This is a genomic window from Streptomyces sp. NPDC027663 (assembly GCF_055566415.1).
On record NZ_JBVHSK010000012.1, the window covers coordinates 248,013 to 261,449 of the forward strand.

The window sequence follows — 13,437 nt, forward strand, 5'->3', positions numbered from 1 at the left end:
GCGGGTGCCGGGTGGCCCTCACCGCGGGAGGGTCACCCGGATGCCGACCGTGCCGCCGACGCCGCGCCGCAGCCGGCTGCCGAGCAGGGTGAGGCGGCCGACGATGCCGTACTTGCGGGCGATGAGGGTGCGGTAGCGGGCGGTGGTGTCGGGGCCGGCGATCTCGGCGGTGGCCGGCAGCTGGTCGCCGGTGGGGTTGCCGCGCAGGTCGCAGGGGCCGACGAGGACGTCGGGGCGGCGCCGTATCCGCTTGACCTTCCAGCTGTCGGCGGCCGTCCACACGCCGAGCGTGTCGCCGTCGCGGATCACCCACACCGGGGTGGCGACGGGGGTGCCGTTCTTGCGGTAGCTGGTCACCAGCAGGTATTTGCCGGTGCCGAGCCGGTCCAGCCGCGTGTCGTCCATGCCGGCAGTCTAGGAGGCGGCGCGCTGCCCGAGGAGGGCCGGGAAGCGGCGGGCGGTCAGGTGGGCATCGCCGGTCGGCCCGCCCTGCTGCCGGGGCGTGTCCGGGCCGGGTACCGGCGCACGCCGGGGCGGGTCCGCCCGGCCGCTGCGGCCCGTCGAACGCGGTGACGCCGGCGTCCCGGTGCGGGCCGGGCATCAGCACGCGCAGGGCTCCCTCACGGCGGCGGGGCCTCGTGCGCACGGCACATGATGCAGCGCTCCCGGGGTCAGCCGAGGGCCGCCGCCATCCGCCGTACCGCCTCGGTGAGGATCTCCGGTGAGGTCGCCAGATTCAGGCGTGCGTGTCCGGCTCCGCCGGTGCCGAAGGGCAGTCCGGAGCTGAGGGCGACGCGGCCGCGGCCGAGGAAGACTTCGGCGGGGTCGTCGCCCAGGCCGAGGGCGCGGCAGTCGAGCCAGGCGAGGTAGGTGGCCTCGGCGGGGTGCGGGCGGATGCCGGGCAGTTGCTCGGCGAGCAGGCGGCTGAGCAGCCGCCGGTTGTCCTGGAGGCCGGCCAGCAGGGCGTCGAGCCAGCCGATGCCGTCGGACAGGGCGGCGGTGTGCGCGATGATCCCGAGGTGGCTCGGGCCGTGGCTCACCTCCTCGGGCAGCCGGGCGAGGTCGGCGGCGGCAGCGGGCCCGGCGAGAGCCAGTGCGGCCTTGAGGCCGGCCAGGTTCCAGCCCTTGGACGCCGACATCAGGGACAGGCCGCGCTCGGCGCCGGGCACGCTCAGGTAGGGCACGAAGGGGACGCCGGGGGTGACGAGCGGGGCGTGGATCTCGTCGGCGACGACGCGGACGCCGTACCGTTCGGCGAGGGCGGCCAGGGCCGCGAGTTCCTCGCCGGTGTGCACGGTGCCGGTGGGATTGTGCGGGCTGCACAGCAGGTGGGCGGCATGGCCACCGTGCGCGGTCGCCTCCCGGAACTTCTCCTCCAGGACGTGCAGGTCGAGGCGCCGGCCGGCACCCAGCGGGGCCTCCACCACCCGGCGGTCCATGTGGCTGAGGAACTGGAAGAACGGCGGATACACCGGCGGGTTGACGATCACCGGGTCCCCGGGTCCGGTGACCAGTTTGATCATTTCGACCACGCCGAGCATGACGTCGGGAACGATCGCGGTGCGCTCCGGGGCGATGCCGTGCCAGTTCCAGCGTTTGGCGGCGAAGGCGGCGAGCGCTTCGGCGTAGGCGGTGCCGGCGGGATAACCGGTGTCGCCGAGGGCGAGTGCGTCGGTGACGGCGCGGACGACCGGCTCGGCGAGGGGGACGTCCATCTCGGCCACCCACAGGGGCAGGACGTCCTCGGGGTAGGTGCGCCATTTCATGCTCGTACGACGTCGCAGCCGCTCCAGGCCGAGGGCGCGCAGCGGATCCGGTTCACCGGGTGTGTCGTGCGGGATGCTGGTCATGGGGCTCAAGATAGGCGGCCGTGGCGTGCGCCGGAACGGTGCCCGCGGGCCGGTCGGGTGAGTGCGGACGAGCATCGGGGGGGCCGCATCCGTGCGGTGGTCCGCGGCGTGCTTCCGGCCGGACGAGGGGGTCCGCTCGGCGGGCACACCGGGTCTTCGCGGACACCGGTCGGTGCGCAGTCGGCGGCCCGGACGGCATCACAGCCGGGCGCGGCAATGGCGCAGACCGCATCACAGCCCGGCGCGGCACGCGGCGCAGACAGTCGCAGGGCGGGCGCGCCACGCGGCGCAGACGGTCTCATGGCACGGCACGGAACGAGAGCGGCCCCGCGGCCACGCGCGGCACGCGGTGCAGACGGTCTTCAGCCGGGCGCGGCACGCGGCGGCCGGTGTTTTCCCGGGCCGGGCGGCGGAGATCAACTCGGGCGTCTAGATTGCGTCTTGCACGGTGCATCTCTCGTCAGGCATCTCATCAGGCATCCAGGAGCTGACCCACGTGACCGACAACCCGGCAGCCACCAACGACGTGGCCGTGTCGCTGCGCGCCCGTATCAACACCAGCCAGCCGCACACCGCCCGGATCTGGAACTACTGGCTCGGCGGCAAGGACAACTACGAGGTCGACCGCGCGGCCGGCGACCAGATCCGGCAACTGCACCCGGGGATCGGCGAGTACGCGCGTGCCGACCGGCTCTTCCTCGGCCGTGCCGTGCGCCATCTGGTCGGTGAGGTGGGGATCCGGCAGTTCCTGGACATCGGCACCGGGCTGCCCACCGCCGACAACACCCACGAGGTGGCCCAGCACATCGCGCCCGAGTCCCGGATCGTGTACGTGGACAACGACCCGCTCGTCCTGGCGCACGCACGCGCCCTGCTGACCAGCACGCCGGAGGGCCGTACCGACTATCTGGACGAGGACCTGCGCAACGTCGACGCCATCCTCGAACACGCGTCGAAGACGCTGGACTTCAGCCGGCCGGTGGCGCTGATGCTGCTGGGCGTCGTCATCTTCGTCGGGGACGACGAGGATCCGTACGGTCTGGTACGGCAGTTGACGGACCGGCTGCCGGCGGGCAGTCATCTGGTGCTGTCGCACACCGTCACCAGCCCGTCGATGCCGGACGTGGACGAGGCGGTGAAGTTCTGGAACGAGCACGGCACGCCGAAGCTCACGCAGCGCACGCCCGAGGACGTCGCCCGGTTCTTCGACGGCCTGGAGCTGCTGGAGCCGGGTGTGGTGTCCTGCTCACGCTGGCGCCCGGAGCACGGCCACGGGGCCGAGCCTGAGGAGGTCGCCATGTTCGGCGGGGTGGCCCGCAAGAGCTGAGCGCTGCCGCCGGTGAACGCCGCCGCCCCGGGCGCCGTATGGAGGAGAGGTCCCTCGACGATCCGGGGGACCCGTGGTGCCGGCAGGGGCATCACGCATTCGGGTTCGGCTTCGGGAGCCATGCATGCGGCACGCACGACGACGGGTCGTCCGGCGAGTGACACGGCTGGCGGCGGTCGGCGGACTCCTCCTGGGCGGCGCGATGGTCGCCCAGGCGGCCATCGCGAGCGAGAAGCCGCCGGCCTCCGCCAGAACCCTCGGGTCCGCCGGCGACACCGGCTCCGCGCTGGTGGCACGGCTCGGTACCGCCCGTACGGCGGGCAACTGGATCGGCACCGACGGGCGTACGGTCGTGGCGGTCACCGACGACGCGGCGGCGCAGGAGGTCCGGCGGGCCGGGGCGCGGGCGAAGGTCGTCTCGCACAGCATGAACGAACTCAAGTCGGCGACGAACACGCTGCGTTCGGCACCGCGGGTGCCGGGCACGGCGTGGGTGGTGGACTACCGGACCAACCGGGTCGTGGTGCAGGCGGACCGTACGGTGTCCGCCGGTGACTGGGCCCGGCTGACCGGGGTCGCCGCGAAGATCGGCGGTTTCGTGCACATGGAGCGTACGAAGGGCACGTTCACGACGCGGCTGAACGGCGCCCAGCCGATCCTGTCGACCGGCGGTCGCTGCTCGGCCGGGTTCAACGTCACCAATGGGCAGTCCGACTTCATCCTCACGGCCGGCCACTGCGGGCCCGCCGGATCCATCTGGTTCGCCGACAACCAGGGCAACCGGCAGCTCGGCAGCACCGTGAACAGTTCGTTCCCGGGCGGTGACTTCTCGCTCGTGCAGTACGCGGGCGGCAAGGCCGGTGCGGGTGCCGACGTCGTCGCGGTCGGCGGCGGCAAGGGAGTGCGGATCACCGGTGCCGCCGATCCGGCGGTGGGACAGCGGGTGTTCCGCAGCGGCAGCACCAGCGGCCTGCGCGACGGCCAGGTCACCGCGCTGAACGCGACCGTCAACTACCCCGAGGGGACGGTCACCGGGCTCATCGAGACCGACGTGTGCGCGGAACCGGGCGACAGCGGCGGCCCGATGTTCTCCGAGGGCATCGCGCTCGGCGTCACCTCGGGCGGCAACGGCGACTGCACGACGGGCGGGACGACGTTCTTCCAGCCGGTGACCAAGGCGCTGTCGGCGCTCGGCGTCCGGCTGATCGTGTCGGCGCAGGGCGCGGGCGGTGCCCAGGGCACGGCGCCCTCCCCCGCGCCGTCGGCCGCCGCGGGCCAGGGTGCGATGGCTCCCAGCGCGGCCTCGCCGGGCTCCTCGGCTCCGGTCACCGGCACGTCGGACGGCAGCACCCTGCTGGCGCGGCTGACGGACACCCGGAACGTCGGGCCCGGCCTGCTGGTCATCGCGGGCAGTCTGATCGCGCTGGTCGGGGCCCGCTACATCCGGTCCGAGCAGGACCGCAAGGCGTATCAGCGGTACTACTCGGCGACGTGGGGCTGACGAGGGCGCCGGTACTGCGGCCGGGAGGGCGGGGGTACGACGAGAAGGGCACCCGTGTCGACGGGTGCCCCGGTGGTCATGGCGCGGTGTGCGCGGGGTCGGTCAGGCCGCCCGACGCGACTGCGGGGCCGCGGCGGCCCACTCCATCACGAGGCGCTGGTACTCGGCGCGCTGCTCGGTGGTCAGTGTCCCGCCCGACCGGCGCCACAGGGCCCGGATCTCCTCGTTGACCTCCGCGGCCGATCGCTCGGAGACGGCTTCAACAGTGGTGGACATGCTGTGAAGCATATGCCGACCGAAGTGAAGGCGCTGTGAGTAAGTATCCGCAATACGGACATATCAGACCGTGTTACTCATCACGTCAATGTGTCAACCGGACGGGGGAGTTCGCATCCGCGTCGCGGCCCCGGGAGACGACCTCGTCACCGTCGTGACCATGCTCACCCTGCCGGCCGGCGGTCAACGCGTGGATGGCCGCCCGCTACACCCTGCCGGGCGTCATCGCGCACGAGTCGGCACGGCAGGGCGGGGTGCGGCCGGCGATCCCGGGCCTCGGGACGCCCCCGAAGGGTGAGGGGATCAGGTGCGGCTCAGGTGCCCGGCTTGCGGCCGTACACGAAGACGTCGTCGCCCGTCCTGAGCAGCGACCAGTACTTCTTGGCGTCCTTCGTGGTCATGTTGACGCAGCCGTGCGAGCCCGGCGGGTTCCACATGCTCAGGCCGACCGAGTGGAAGGCCTGGCCGCCGTCGAAGAACTGGCTGTAGGGCATGGGCACGTCGTAGATGTTCGAGACGTGGTCGATGTCCCGCCAGTAGATCTTCTTCAGGCCGGTGCGGGTCTCATAGCCGTCACGTCCGGTGCGCACCGGCACCGGGCCGTAGACCAGCCGGCTGCCGTCCTGGATCCAGCTGAGCTGGAGCGTGAGGTTCACGCAGGCGATGCGGCCCTTGTTCGTCGGGCACTTGCCGTCCTTGTTCGGCTTGTTCCCGACGGCCTTCTGCTTGTTCATGAGGTCCATCACGCCCCAGGTGACGGGTCCGGCGTAGCCGATGGCGGGCGTGATGCCGTGCTTGTTCTGGAAGGCCCGGATGGCCGTGCAGTCCGCGGCGGACTGCTTGCCGTCGACGGGCCGGCCCAGGAACTTCTCGACCTGCTTCTGGTACGGGCCGGTCTGCGTGGTGCAGCTCTCGGCCTGGGCCGGTGCCGCGCTGACGGCGAGCGCCAGCGGCGCCACCAGTCCCGTGACGCCCAGTGCGACGACGCCTCGTCTGCGTATGACCCCCATGAGCCTCTTCCCCTTCTCCCCTTGTCCGCCCAGGGCCTCCCCGGGTGTTCTCCGACGCGATTCCCGCGGTCTCGGACTACTAGACCCGGCCCGGCGGCCCATGGTTGTGTTTCCGGCCGCGCTGTGACGAAATGGTGAACTTCGTCACCGTGCAACCGGTTCGTTCCGCAAGGTGCCCGCCGCCGCGGATGTGTACGGCCCAGGGTCCACGCGGGCGCACGGACCGTACGCTCGCGGTCCGGACGCCCCGCGCGACAGCAGCGGTGGGCGCCCGGTGAGGGAGCCGAACCCGAGCCCTGCGGGAGCCCGTTCAGCGGTAACCGGTGACGTCCGCCGGCTTGCCGGTGTCCTGCACCTCGACCAGGTAGCGCCAGGCGTCGGGCCGGCTGCCGTCGAGGTCGGTGTAGCCGTAGACCTGGGCGAGTCCGCCGCTGGAGAGCGACTGCCCGTTGAACCGGGCGACGTCCGGGTCGGCGGCGAGGGCGGCCACGGCACGGCCGGTGAAGCGGGGGGTCTCGGAGATGGCGAAGTGCGGTGCGCGGTGCAGGGCGTCCCGCCAGTTGTCCTCGCGGACGCCGTACGCCTCGAGCATGATCTCCGAGCGCATCCAGCCGGGGGTCAGGGCCACGGCGGTGGCGCCGCGCGGGCCGAGTTCGTGGCCGAGGGCGAAGGCCATGCGCAGGACGGACGCCTTGGCGAGGTCGTAGAAGAAGTTGACGCGGTAGGTGTCACGGTTGTAGTCGGCGGTGCCGTCGGTGACCTCCACGACCAGGCCGCCGGGCCGGCGGAGCAGGAGCGGCAGGGCGAAGTGGCTGGTGACGGCGTGCGTCTCGACGGCGAGCCGGAGCAGTCTGAGCCCGTTGTCGAGGTCGTGCTCCCACACGGGGGTGTCCCAGGCGAAGAGCTTCTCGCCGCCCCAGATGTCGTTGACGAGGACGTCCAGCCCGTCCTGCTCGCCGGCGATGCGGTCCACCAGGTCGCGCACCGCGGACGGGTCCAGGTGGTCGGCCGGCACGGCGATGCCGCGCCCGCCGGCCGCGGTGACGAGGTCGGCGGTGTCCTCGATGGTCTCGGGGCGGTCGTACTCGGAGCGGTGGGCGCGGGTGCTGCGGCCGGTGACGTAGACGGTGGCGCCGGCCGCGCCGAGTTCCACGGCGATGCCCCGTCCGGCGCCCCGGGTCGCCCCGGCGACCAGCGCCACCTTGCCTTCGAGCGGTCCTGACATGTCCGGCCTCCTGTGCGGTACGCGTGCGGTGCTGCTCCACTGTCCCGAGGAAGCCGGACATCTTCTGTCGGGTTTTCTCCGCGACGTCGGGAGCCGGGTTCTCCGTCGTCCGCGCCCCTGCACCCGCCGTCGCGCCCCTCCCCCGCTCTCGCCTTCGTTCGAGCGGGGAACGCACGTCACGGGCGATTCGGCGTCAGGGTGCGATGGCCGTGCTCGTGCTGCTGCGGGCGGGGCTCAGTGGCCGCGTGCGATCCACTCCTCCAGATGGGGTGCCTCGGCTCCGATGGTCGTGGCGTCTCCGTGCCCGGTGAGGACCTTGGTCTCCGGCGGGAGGGTGAGGAGCCTGTCGCGGATGGATTCGATGATCGTCGGGAAGTGGGACCAGGAGCGGCCGGTGGCGCCCGGGCCGCCCTGGAAGAGGGTGTCGCCCGTGAAGACGGTGCCGAGCCCGGGGTCGTACAGGCAGACGGCGCCGGGGGCGTGTCCGGGAGTGTGCAGGACGGTGAGGTCGGCTCCGGCCGCCTCGATGACCTGGCCGTCGAGGAGGTGCCGGTCGGGGTCGCGGTCCGGGTGGGTCCGCTTCCACAGCTGCAGGTCGTCGGGGTGCAGCCAGATGGTGGCTCCGGTGAGGTCGGCGAGTTCCGGTGCGGCGCTGATGTGGTCGTTGTGGGCGTGCGTGCACACGATGGCGATCAGGCGCCGGTCGTCGACGGCGTTGGCGATCGCCTGTGCGTCGTGGGCGGCGTCGATGACGATCACTTCCCGCTCGTCGCCGACGATCCACACGTTGTTCTCGACGTCCCAGGTACCGCCGTCGAGGGTGAACTGCCCCGAGGTGACCAGGCGTTCGATGCGTACGGTCATCAGAACACCACCACCGAGCGCAGCACGTCGCCGTGGTGCATCCGCTCGAACGCCTTTTCCACCTCGTCCAGCCGGATCGTCTCGGTGACGAACGCGTCCAGGGGCAGGCGGCCTTGGAGGTGGAGGTCGATGAGCATGGGGAAGTCGCGGGTGGGCAGGCAGTCGCCGTACCAGGAGGACTTCAGGGCGCCGCCGCGGCCGAAGACGTCCAGCAGCGGCAGTTCGAGCTTCATCCCGGGGGTGGGGACGCCGACGAGGACGACGGTGCCGGCGAGATCACGGGCGTAGAAGGCCTGCTGGTAGGTCTCGGGGCGGCCGACGGCCTCGATGACGACGTCGGCGCCGAAGCCGCCGGTCAGCTCGCGGATCGCCGCGACCGGATCGGTCTCCTTGGAGTTGACGGTGTGGGTGGCGCCCAGGGCGCGGGCCTTCTCCAGCTTGCGGTCGTCGATGTCCACGGCGATGATCTTCGCCGCGCCGGCCAGGCCGGATCCGGCGATGGCCGCGCCGCCGACGCCGCCGCAGCCGATGACGGCGACCGAGTCGCCGCGGCCGACGCCTCCGGTGTTGATCGCGGCGCCGATGCCGGCCATGACACCGCAGCCGAGCAGTCCGGCGACCGCCGGCGAGACGGCCGGGTCGACCTTGGTGCACTGCCCGGCGGCGACCAGCGTCTTCTCGGCGAAGGCGCCGATGCCGAGGGCCGGGGAGAGTTCCTGCCCGGTGCCGGCGAGGGTCATCTTCTGCCGGGCGTTGTGAGTGTCGAAGCAGTACCAGGGGCGGCCACGCAGACAGGCCCGGCACTGCCCGCACACGGCACGCCAGTTGAGGACGACGAAGTCGCCGGGGGCGAGGTCGGTGACGCCCTCGCCGACCGACTCCACGACGCCGGAGGCCTCGTGGCCGAGCAGGAAGGGGAAGTCGTCGGAGATGCCGCCCTGCTTGTAGTGCAGGTCGGTATGGCAGACGCCGCAGGCCTGGACCTGTACGACGGCTTCGCCGGGGCCGGGGTCCGGCACCACGATCGTCTCGATCCGTACGGGCTCGTCCTTGCCCGGTGCGATCACGCCGCGCACTTCCTGCGCCATGGTCTGGCCCCTTCTTTCGATTGCCTTCGCTGCCGACACTACGCGCGACCGATCGGTAGCGGGACGGGCCACGACGGTGATCGTGGATCTTTCCGGCCACGGCGGGGGGCGCCGGGACACCCCTGTCGAACTCGCGGCGCGGAGCGTGCCGTTCGCGGTGGCGGTCCGGCAGGGCACGGGTGGTACCGCGGGGGCTCCGGGCAGCGGTGAGGGCCGCCCCCGGAAGGGGCGGCCCTCGTGGCCTGCGACGGGGTCAGTGGATGGCGCCCACGAGACCGAGGAGGGGCGCGGCGGGCGCGGCGACCTGCTCCACCTGGTTGAGCCGGTTCAGCTCCTGGAGGTGCTTGAGCTCCTGCAATTGTTCGCTCACCCGCGGGACCTGGTGCCGCTGCGCCTCGGGGATGCCGCCGGCGGCGAGCGCGTCGAGCGTGTTCAGGGCGCCGGGCTTCCCGACGAGCGGGACGCCGGCGTCGGCCGCGTTCGCCGACGGTACGGCGAGGCCGGCGATACCGGCGGCCAGACCGACGGCGGCGGCGATGCGTCGTGTTGAGATCATGCTTTCTGCAACGGTGGCGGTCCCCGGCCGGACACGGGCGGCGGGCGGCGCTCACTCGTGAGGCGGAGCGGGACGGCTGCGCTTGCCGGGACCGCCCGGGCGGAGGAGCCTCGGAGGTGGGGTCCGTGCGGCCCGCTCCGCGCCGGGCCGCGGGCTTGAAGGAGGTCACCATGGGCGCTGCGACGGGGTCCGCTTTCGACATCGAGACGCTGCGCCGGGCCATAGAAGGCAACACCGGCAACAACCTTCTGTCGCTCTACACGGACGACGCGGAGATCCGCATCGTCGATCACAACAACCAGCCCAGCCACCCGACGGTCCTGCACGGCCGGGGCCGGATCGCCGAGTTGCTGGACGACGTCTACAGCCGCGACATGACGCACAAGCTGGAGCAGTGCGTCGTGCAGGGTGACCGCGCCGCCTACAGCGAGTCCTGCGAGTACGCGGACGGCACCCGGGTCCTCGCCGAGTCGATGATCACTCTGCGGGACGGCAAGATCGCCGACCAGCTCATCGTCCAGGCCTGGGACGAGTAGGACACGGCGGGTACGGCGGGCGCCGGAAGGAGGGTCGCGCGGGCCGGGGCCACCTCCGGGCCGGCCCGGACCTGCTCGGCCCGCGCCGCGCCGGGGGGCGTGGGCGGCGGTCGGCGCCGCGTGCGGCTCTGGGCGCGGGTCTGCCTGTGCCCGCCGTACTGCTGCGGTCCGTGCTGCGAGCGGCCCGCCTGCCCGCGCGTCCCGTGCCGGGAGCGGCCCGCCTGCCCCTGCGTCCCGTGCCGCCTGCCCGCGCGTCCCGTGCCGGGAGCGCGCGCTGCACGCGGCGGCCGGTCCGGCGCCGCTGACCGGCCCGATGGCCGTACGTCCCCTCGGTTACCCTGTACGCGGGCCGTGACTGGCGCTGAGGTGGAGCACCACCGGGGAGCGGCCCGTGGTGGTTGCCGCGCGCCTGGGCGAGAGAGTCGATCCAGCTCAGGAGTGTGCAGCATGACCCAGGCCCGCCTCATGGACGGCACCGCGCCCGCCCGCCGCATCGTGGAGGAGACCGCGATGAAGGCCGCCGGTCTCACCGAACGCACCGGTACCACGCCGTGTCTCGCGACCGTGCTGGTCGGCGAGGACCCGGCTTCCGTGACCTACGTCCGCATGAAGCAGAACCGGTGCCGCACGGCCGGCATCGCCTCCCGGCACGTGACCCTGCCCGCGACCACGACCACCGCGGAACTCGTCGGCGCCCTGCGGGAGTTGTCGGCCGATCCGGGTGTGCACGGGATCCTGCTGCAGCACCCGGTGGGCGACCACATCGACGAGCGGGCCGCGTTCGAGGCGATCGCGCCGGAGAAGGACGTCGACGGCGTCACGTTCGCGTCGTTCGCCACGATGAGCTTCGGGCTGCCGGGCTTCGTCTCCTGCACGCCCGGCGGCATCGTGCGGCTGCTGGACGAGTACGGCGTCGATCCGGCCGGGAAGCGGGCCGTGGTGGTGGGCCGCAGCGCCATCCTCGGCAAGCCGGTGGGCATGCTGCTGCTGGCCCGGGACGCGACGGTGACGTACTGCCACTCGCGCACCCGGGACCTGTCGGCGGCGGTCCGTGAGGCGGACATCGTCGTCGCCGCCGTCGGCCGGCCCCGGCTGATCCGCGGGCAGGACGTCAAGCCCGGCGCCGTGGTGGTCGACGCCGGCTACAACGCGGGCAACGTCGGCGACGTCGACTTCGACTCGGCCGTGGAGCGGGCCTCGCTGATCACGCCGGTGCCGGGCGGGGTCGGTCCGATGACGATCGCGACGCTGCTGGAGCAGACCGTGACGGCCGCTGCCCGGCAGCTCGGGGTGTGATCAGCGCATCCAGGCCCGGTACTGCATGAGGTCCCCGGCCTGCACGCCGTAGTCGGGGTCGTCCTCGGTGGCGGTGTCCTCCATGCCGAGGACGGCGCCGGTGCGCGGCTCAAGGATCAGCAGGTGCCGAATGCCGGCGGTCTGGTACACGTACGCGTGGCCGGGGCGGCCGAGGCGGTCGGTCACCTCGCCGGCCGGCCGCAGCCCCTCGGCCTGTGCCAGCAGGCGGACGAGGGCCGCCGATTCGCGGGCACCCAGGGTCCAGTGGTCGAGCAGTTCCCCGACGGAGCCGAGGAGTTCGGGGGTGCTCAGCGGTGCCGTGCCGCGGTTCGTCCCGGGGCGGACGACTTCCGTGAGGTAGGCGCGCAGGGCCGCCGCGGTGTGCGGCGGGGTCCCCTCGGGCGGGGCGTCGCTCCACATCGGCGGGTAGCTGGTGCGGCTGATGACATGGCCGTCCGCCACCTGGCGCGGTTCGTCGCCGTCGTCGGTGAGGACCGGGCGGCCCGGTCTGCGCGGGTCGGTGGCCACGACCAGTTCCGTGTGGCTCCCGTCCGTCCGCCAGCGCACCACCCGCTCCTCGGGAAGCATGACGGGGCGCTTGCCGTCGCGCAGGCCGACGCTCCACGTCTGCACGTGCGTGCCCTTGCGCAGGCCTGGTGAGCGGTCCGTCGCGGCCGCGTCGGCCAGCGCGATCATCTCCTCCAGGGGCACGGGCCTGGAGCGGGCGTGGACGGTCAGCGGTCGGGGCGCGGCGACGGCCGGCGAGGTGCTCGGGCCGCCGAGCACGGCGTCGACGGCGATCACGAGGACGACGGCGGTGGCGGCGAGGCCCCAGATCAGCCGGGTGCGCGGGGTACGGCCGGGCAGTGCCGGGAGCAGGCGGACGCGGCGCCGTGGGCGGTCCTCGCGCAGCAGCCGCTCGAGGCCTCGCTCGGCACGCCGGTCCAGCGGTCCGTCGCCGAGGCCGGGGCTGTCGGCCGGTACCGGGTTGGCGCGGCGCAGGAGTTCGAGTTCGTCAGCCATGTCGGTGGTCCTTGCAGAGGTCCGCGTCGGCGGAGGCGACCGCGGGTGCGGGATGCTGTTCGGGTGCGGCCGCCGTCATGGGCCGTATCCGGTCGATCTCGGCTCTCAGACGGCGCCGGGCCCGGTGCAGACGCATGGCCGCCGCCCGTCTGCCGCATCCCAGGGCGACCGCGATCTCCTCGGCGCCCAGTTCCTCCCAGGCGGCGAGGCGGAGCACCTCCTGGTCGGGCGGGGACAGCCGGTCCAGGGCCTCGTGCACCCAGGCACCGGGCGCCTCCGCGTCGGGGCCGGCCTCGACGTGCCGGCCGTGCGCGGCCTCGTCGTTGCCGAGCCGGTCCACCAGCCGGCGCCGGCGGCCGTAGCCGCGTACCGCGTTCGCCAGGCAGTTGCGGGCCACCCCGTACAGCCAGGGCAGGGGTGTGGCCGGCAGGTCGGCGCGGCGCCGCCAGGCGACCGTGAACACCTCCGCCACCACTTCCTCCACCTCGTCGGCCCGCCCCTGCAGTCGCCTCGCGACATAGCGGCTGACCGCCCAGTAGTGCGCGCGATAGGCAGCGGCGAAGAAATCGTCGTTGCTCATGCTCGGTTCGTGTCCGGCACTTTCCGGATCGTCACACCCGTCTTCCGTGATGTTCCTCGCGTCGTCCGAGTGTGACGTGCGTGCCGAGTACGGACACAGGCGGGGCGTGAAGAGGATCAGAGACACCAGGGCCGTGCAGTGGCTCACCAGCACCGATCACAAGACGATCGGCACGCTCTATTTGGTCACCGCGTTCGCGTTCTTCCTGACCGGTGGCGTGATGGCGCTGCTGATGCGCGCCGAGCTGGCCCGGCCGGGTCTGCAGATCATGTCGAACGAGCAGTTCAACCAGGCGTTCACGATGC

15 protein-coding genes and 1 riboswitch are annotated in these 13,437 nt (G+C 72.7%); of the genes, 5 read left to right on the forward strand and 10 right to left on the reverse strand.

Translation table 11 applies throughout. The features are described from left to right. Positions 1 to 18: 18 nt before the first annotated feature. Both ACZ4SF_RS28320 and ACZ4SF_RS28325 read right to left on the reverse strand, forming a co-directional pair. Positions 19 to 405 carry a PPOX class F420-dependent oxidoreductase gene (locus tag ACZ4SF_RS28320; RefSeq protein WP_468389438.1) on the reverse strand — a complete coding sequence of 129 codons (387 nt, stop codon included), beginning with the start codon at positions 403 to 405 and terminating at the stop codon, positions 19 to 21. Between the two features lie 266 nt (positions 406 to 671). After that, entirely contained in the window at positions 672 to 1,850 is a 1,179-nt protein-coding gene (locus ACZ4SF_RS28325; protein ID WP_468389440.1) for a MalY/PatB family protein, read from the reverse strand. A gap of 496 nt (positions 1,851 to 2,346) precedes the next feature. On the opposite strand from ACZ4SF_RS28325, the gene ACZ4SF_RS28330 reads away from it, so the two are divergent. Both ACZ4SF_RS28330 and ACZ4SF_RS28335 read left to right on the forward strand, forming a co-directional pair. After that, the gene (locus ACZ4SF_RS28330; protein ID WP_468389443.1) at positions 2,347 to 3,177 is read left to right on the forward strand and encodes an SAM-dependent methyltransferase; all 831 of its coding nucleotides are present in this window, start codon (positions 2,347 to 2,349) and stop codon (positions 3,175 to 3,177) included. Positions 3,178 to 3,301: 124 nt separating this feature from the next. Beyond that, positions 3,302 to 4,678: a S1 family peptidase gene (locus ACZ4SF_RS28335; protein ID WP_468389447.1), complete on the forward strand. Its 1,377-nt coding sequence runs from the start codon at positions 3,302 to 3,304 to the stop codon at positions 4,676 to 4,678. A 102-nt stretch (positions 4,679 to 4,780) separates the two neighbouring features. Here the strand turns inward: ACZ4SF_RS28335 and ACZ4SF_RS28340 are convergent, their stop codons facing one another. The 6 genes from ACZ4SF_RS28340 to ACZ4SF_RS28365 all read right to left on the reverse strand — a co-directional run bounded on the left by ACZ4SF_RS28340 (position 4,781) and on the right by ACZ4SF_RS28365 (position 9,697). Further along, positions 4,781 to 4,966, reverse strand: a complete 186-nt coding sequence (locus ACZ4SF_RS28340; protein WP_468389450.1) for a hypothetical protein — start codon at positions 4,964 to 4,966, stop codon at positions 4,781 to 4,783. A 302-nt stretch (positions 4,967 to 5,268) separates the two neighbouring features. Beyond that, complete coding sequence (locus tag ACZ4SF_RS28345; RefSeq protein WP_468389453.1) at positions 5,269 to 5,964, reverse strand: L,D-transpeptidase family protein; 696 nt, start codon at positions 5,962 to 5,964, stop codon at positions 5,269 to 5,271. Positions 5,965 to 6,274: 310 nt separating this feature from the next. Then, a complete protein-coding gene (locus ACZ4SF_RS28350; protein ID WP_468389455.1) occupies positions 6,275 to 7,189 on the reverse strand; it encodes an SDR family oxidoreductase in 915 nt (304 codons plus the stop codon). Between the two features lie 234 nt (positions 7,190 to 7,423). Then, a complete protein-coding gene (locus ACZ4SF_RS28355) occupies positions 7,424 to 8,053 on the reverse strand; it encodes an MBL fold metallo-hydrolase (RefSeq protein WP_468389457.1) in 630 nt (209 codons plus the stop codon). Beyond that, the gene (locus tag ACZ4SF_RS28360; RefSeq protein WP_468389460.1) at positions 8,053 to 9,141 is read right to left on the reverse strand and encodes an S-(hydroxymethyl)mycothiol dehydrogenase; all 1,089 of its coding nucleotides are present in this window, start codon (positions 9,139 to 9,141) and stop codon (positions 8,053 to 8,055) included. The genes ACZ4SF_RS28355 and ACZ4SF_RS28360 overlap by 1 nt, the downstream gene beginning before the upstream one ends. Positions 9,142 to 9,394: 253 nt before the next feature. Continuing rightward, a complete protein-coding gene (locus ACZ4SF_RS28365; RefSeq protein ID WP_468389462.1) occupies positions 9,395 to 9,697 on the reverse strand; it encodes a hypothetical protein in 303 nt (100 codons plus the stop codon). Positions 9,698 to 9,867: 170 nt separating this feature from the next. Between ACZ4SF_RS28365 and ACZ4SF_RS28370 the strand changes: the two genes are divergently transcribed. Continuing rightward, on the forward strand, positions 9,868 to 10,233 hold the full coding sequence (locus ACZ4SF_RS28370; RefSeq protein ID WP_468389465.1) for a nuclear transport factor 2 family protein: 366 nt from the start codon (positions 9,868 to 9,870) through the stop codon (positions 10,231 to 10,233). 341 nt (positions 10,234 to 10,574) lie between these two features. Then, a riboswitch (ZMP/ZTP riboswitch) is annotated at positions 10,575 to 10,655 on the forward strand. Between the two features lie 25 nt (positions 10,656 to 10,680). After that, on the forward strand, positions 10,681 to 11,529 hold the full coding sequence (locus ACZ4SF_RS28375) for a bifunctional 5,10-methylenetetrahydrofolate dehydrogenase/5,10-methenyltetrahydrofolate cyclohydrolase (RefSeq protein WP_468389467.1): 849 nt from the start codon (positions 10,681 to 10,683) through the stop codon (positions 11,527 to 11,529). On the opposite strand, the gene ACZ4SF_RS28380 is transcribed toward ACZ4SF_RS28375, so the two are convergent. After that, entirely contained in the window at positions 11,530 to 12,552 is a 1,023-nt protein-coding gene (locus ACZ4SF_RS28380) for a CU044_5270 family protein (RefSeq protein WP_468389470.1), read from the reverse strand. Next, entirely contained in the window at positions 12,545 to 13,132 is a 588-nt protein-coding gene (locus tag ACZ4SF_RS28385) for an RNA polymerase sigma factor (protein ID WP_468389471.1), read from the reverse strand. Before ACZ4SF_RS28385 ends, ACZ4SF_RS28380 begins: the two co-directional genes overlap by 8 nt. A 106-nt stretch (positions 13,133 to 13,238) precedes the next feature. On the opposite strand from ACZ4SF_RS28385, the gene ACZ4SF_RS28390 reads away from it, so the two are divergent. Next, positions 13,239 to 13,437 (forward strand): cbb3-type cytochrome c oxidase subunit I (locus tag ACZ4SF_RS28390; RefSeq protein ID WP_468389474.1); only part of this gene is annotated, 199 nt, incomplete at its 3' end.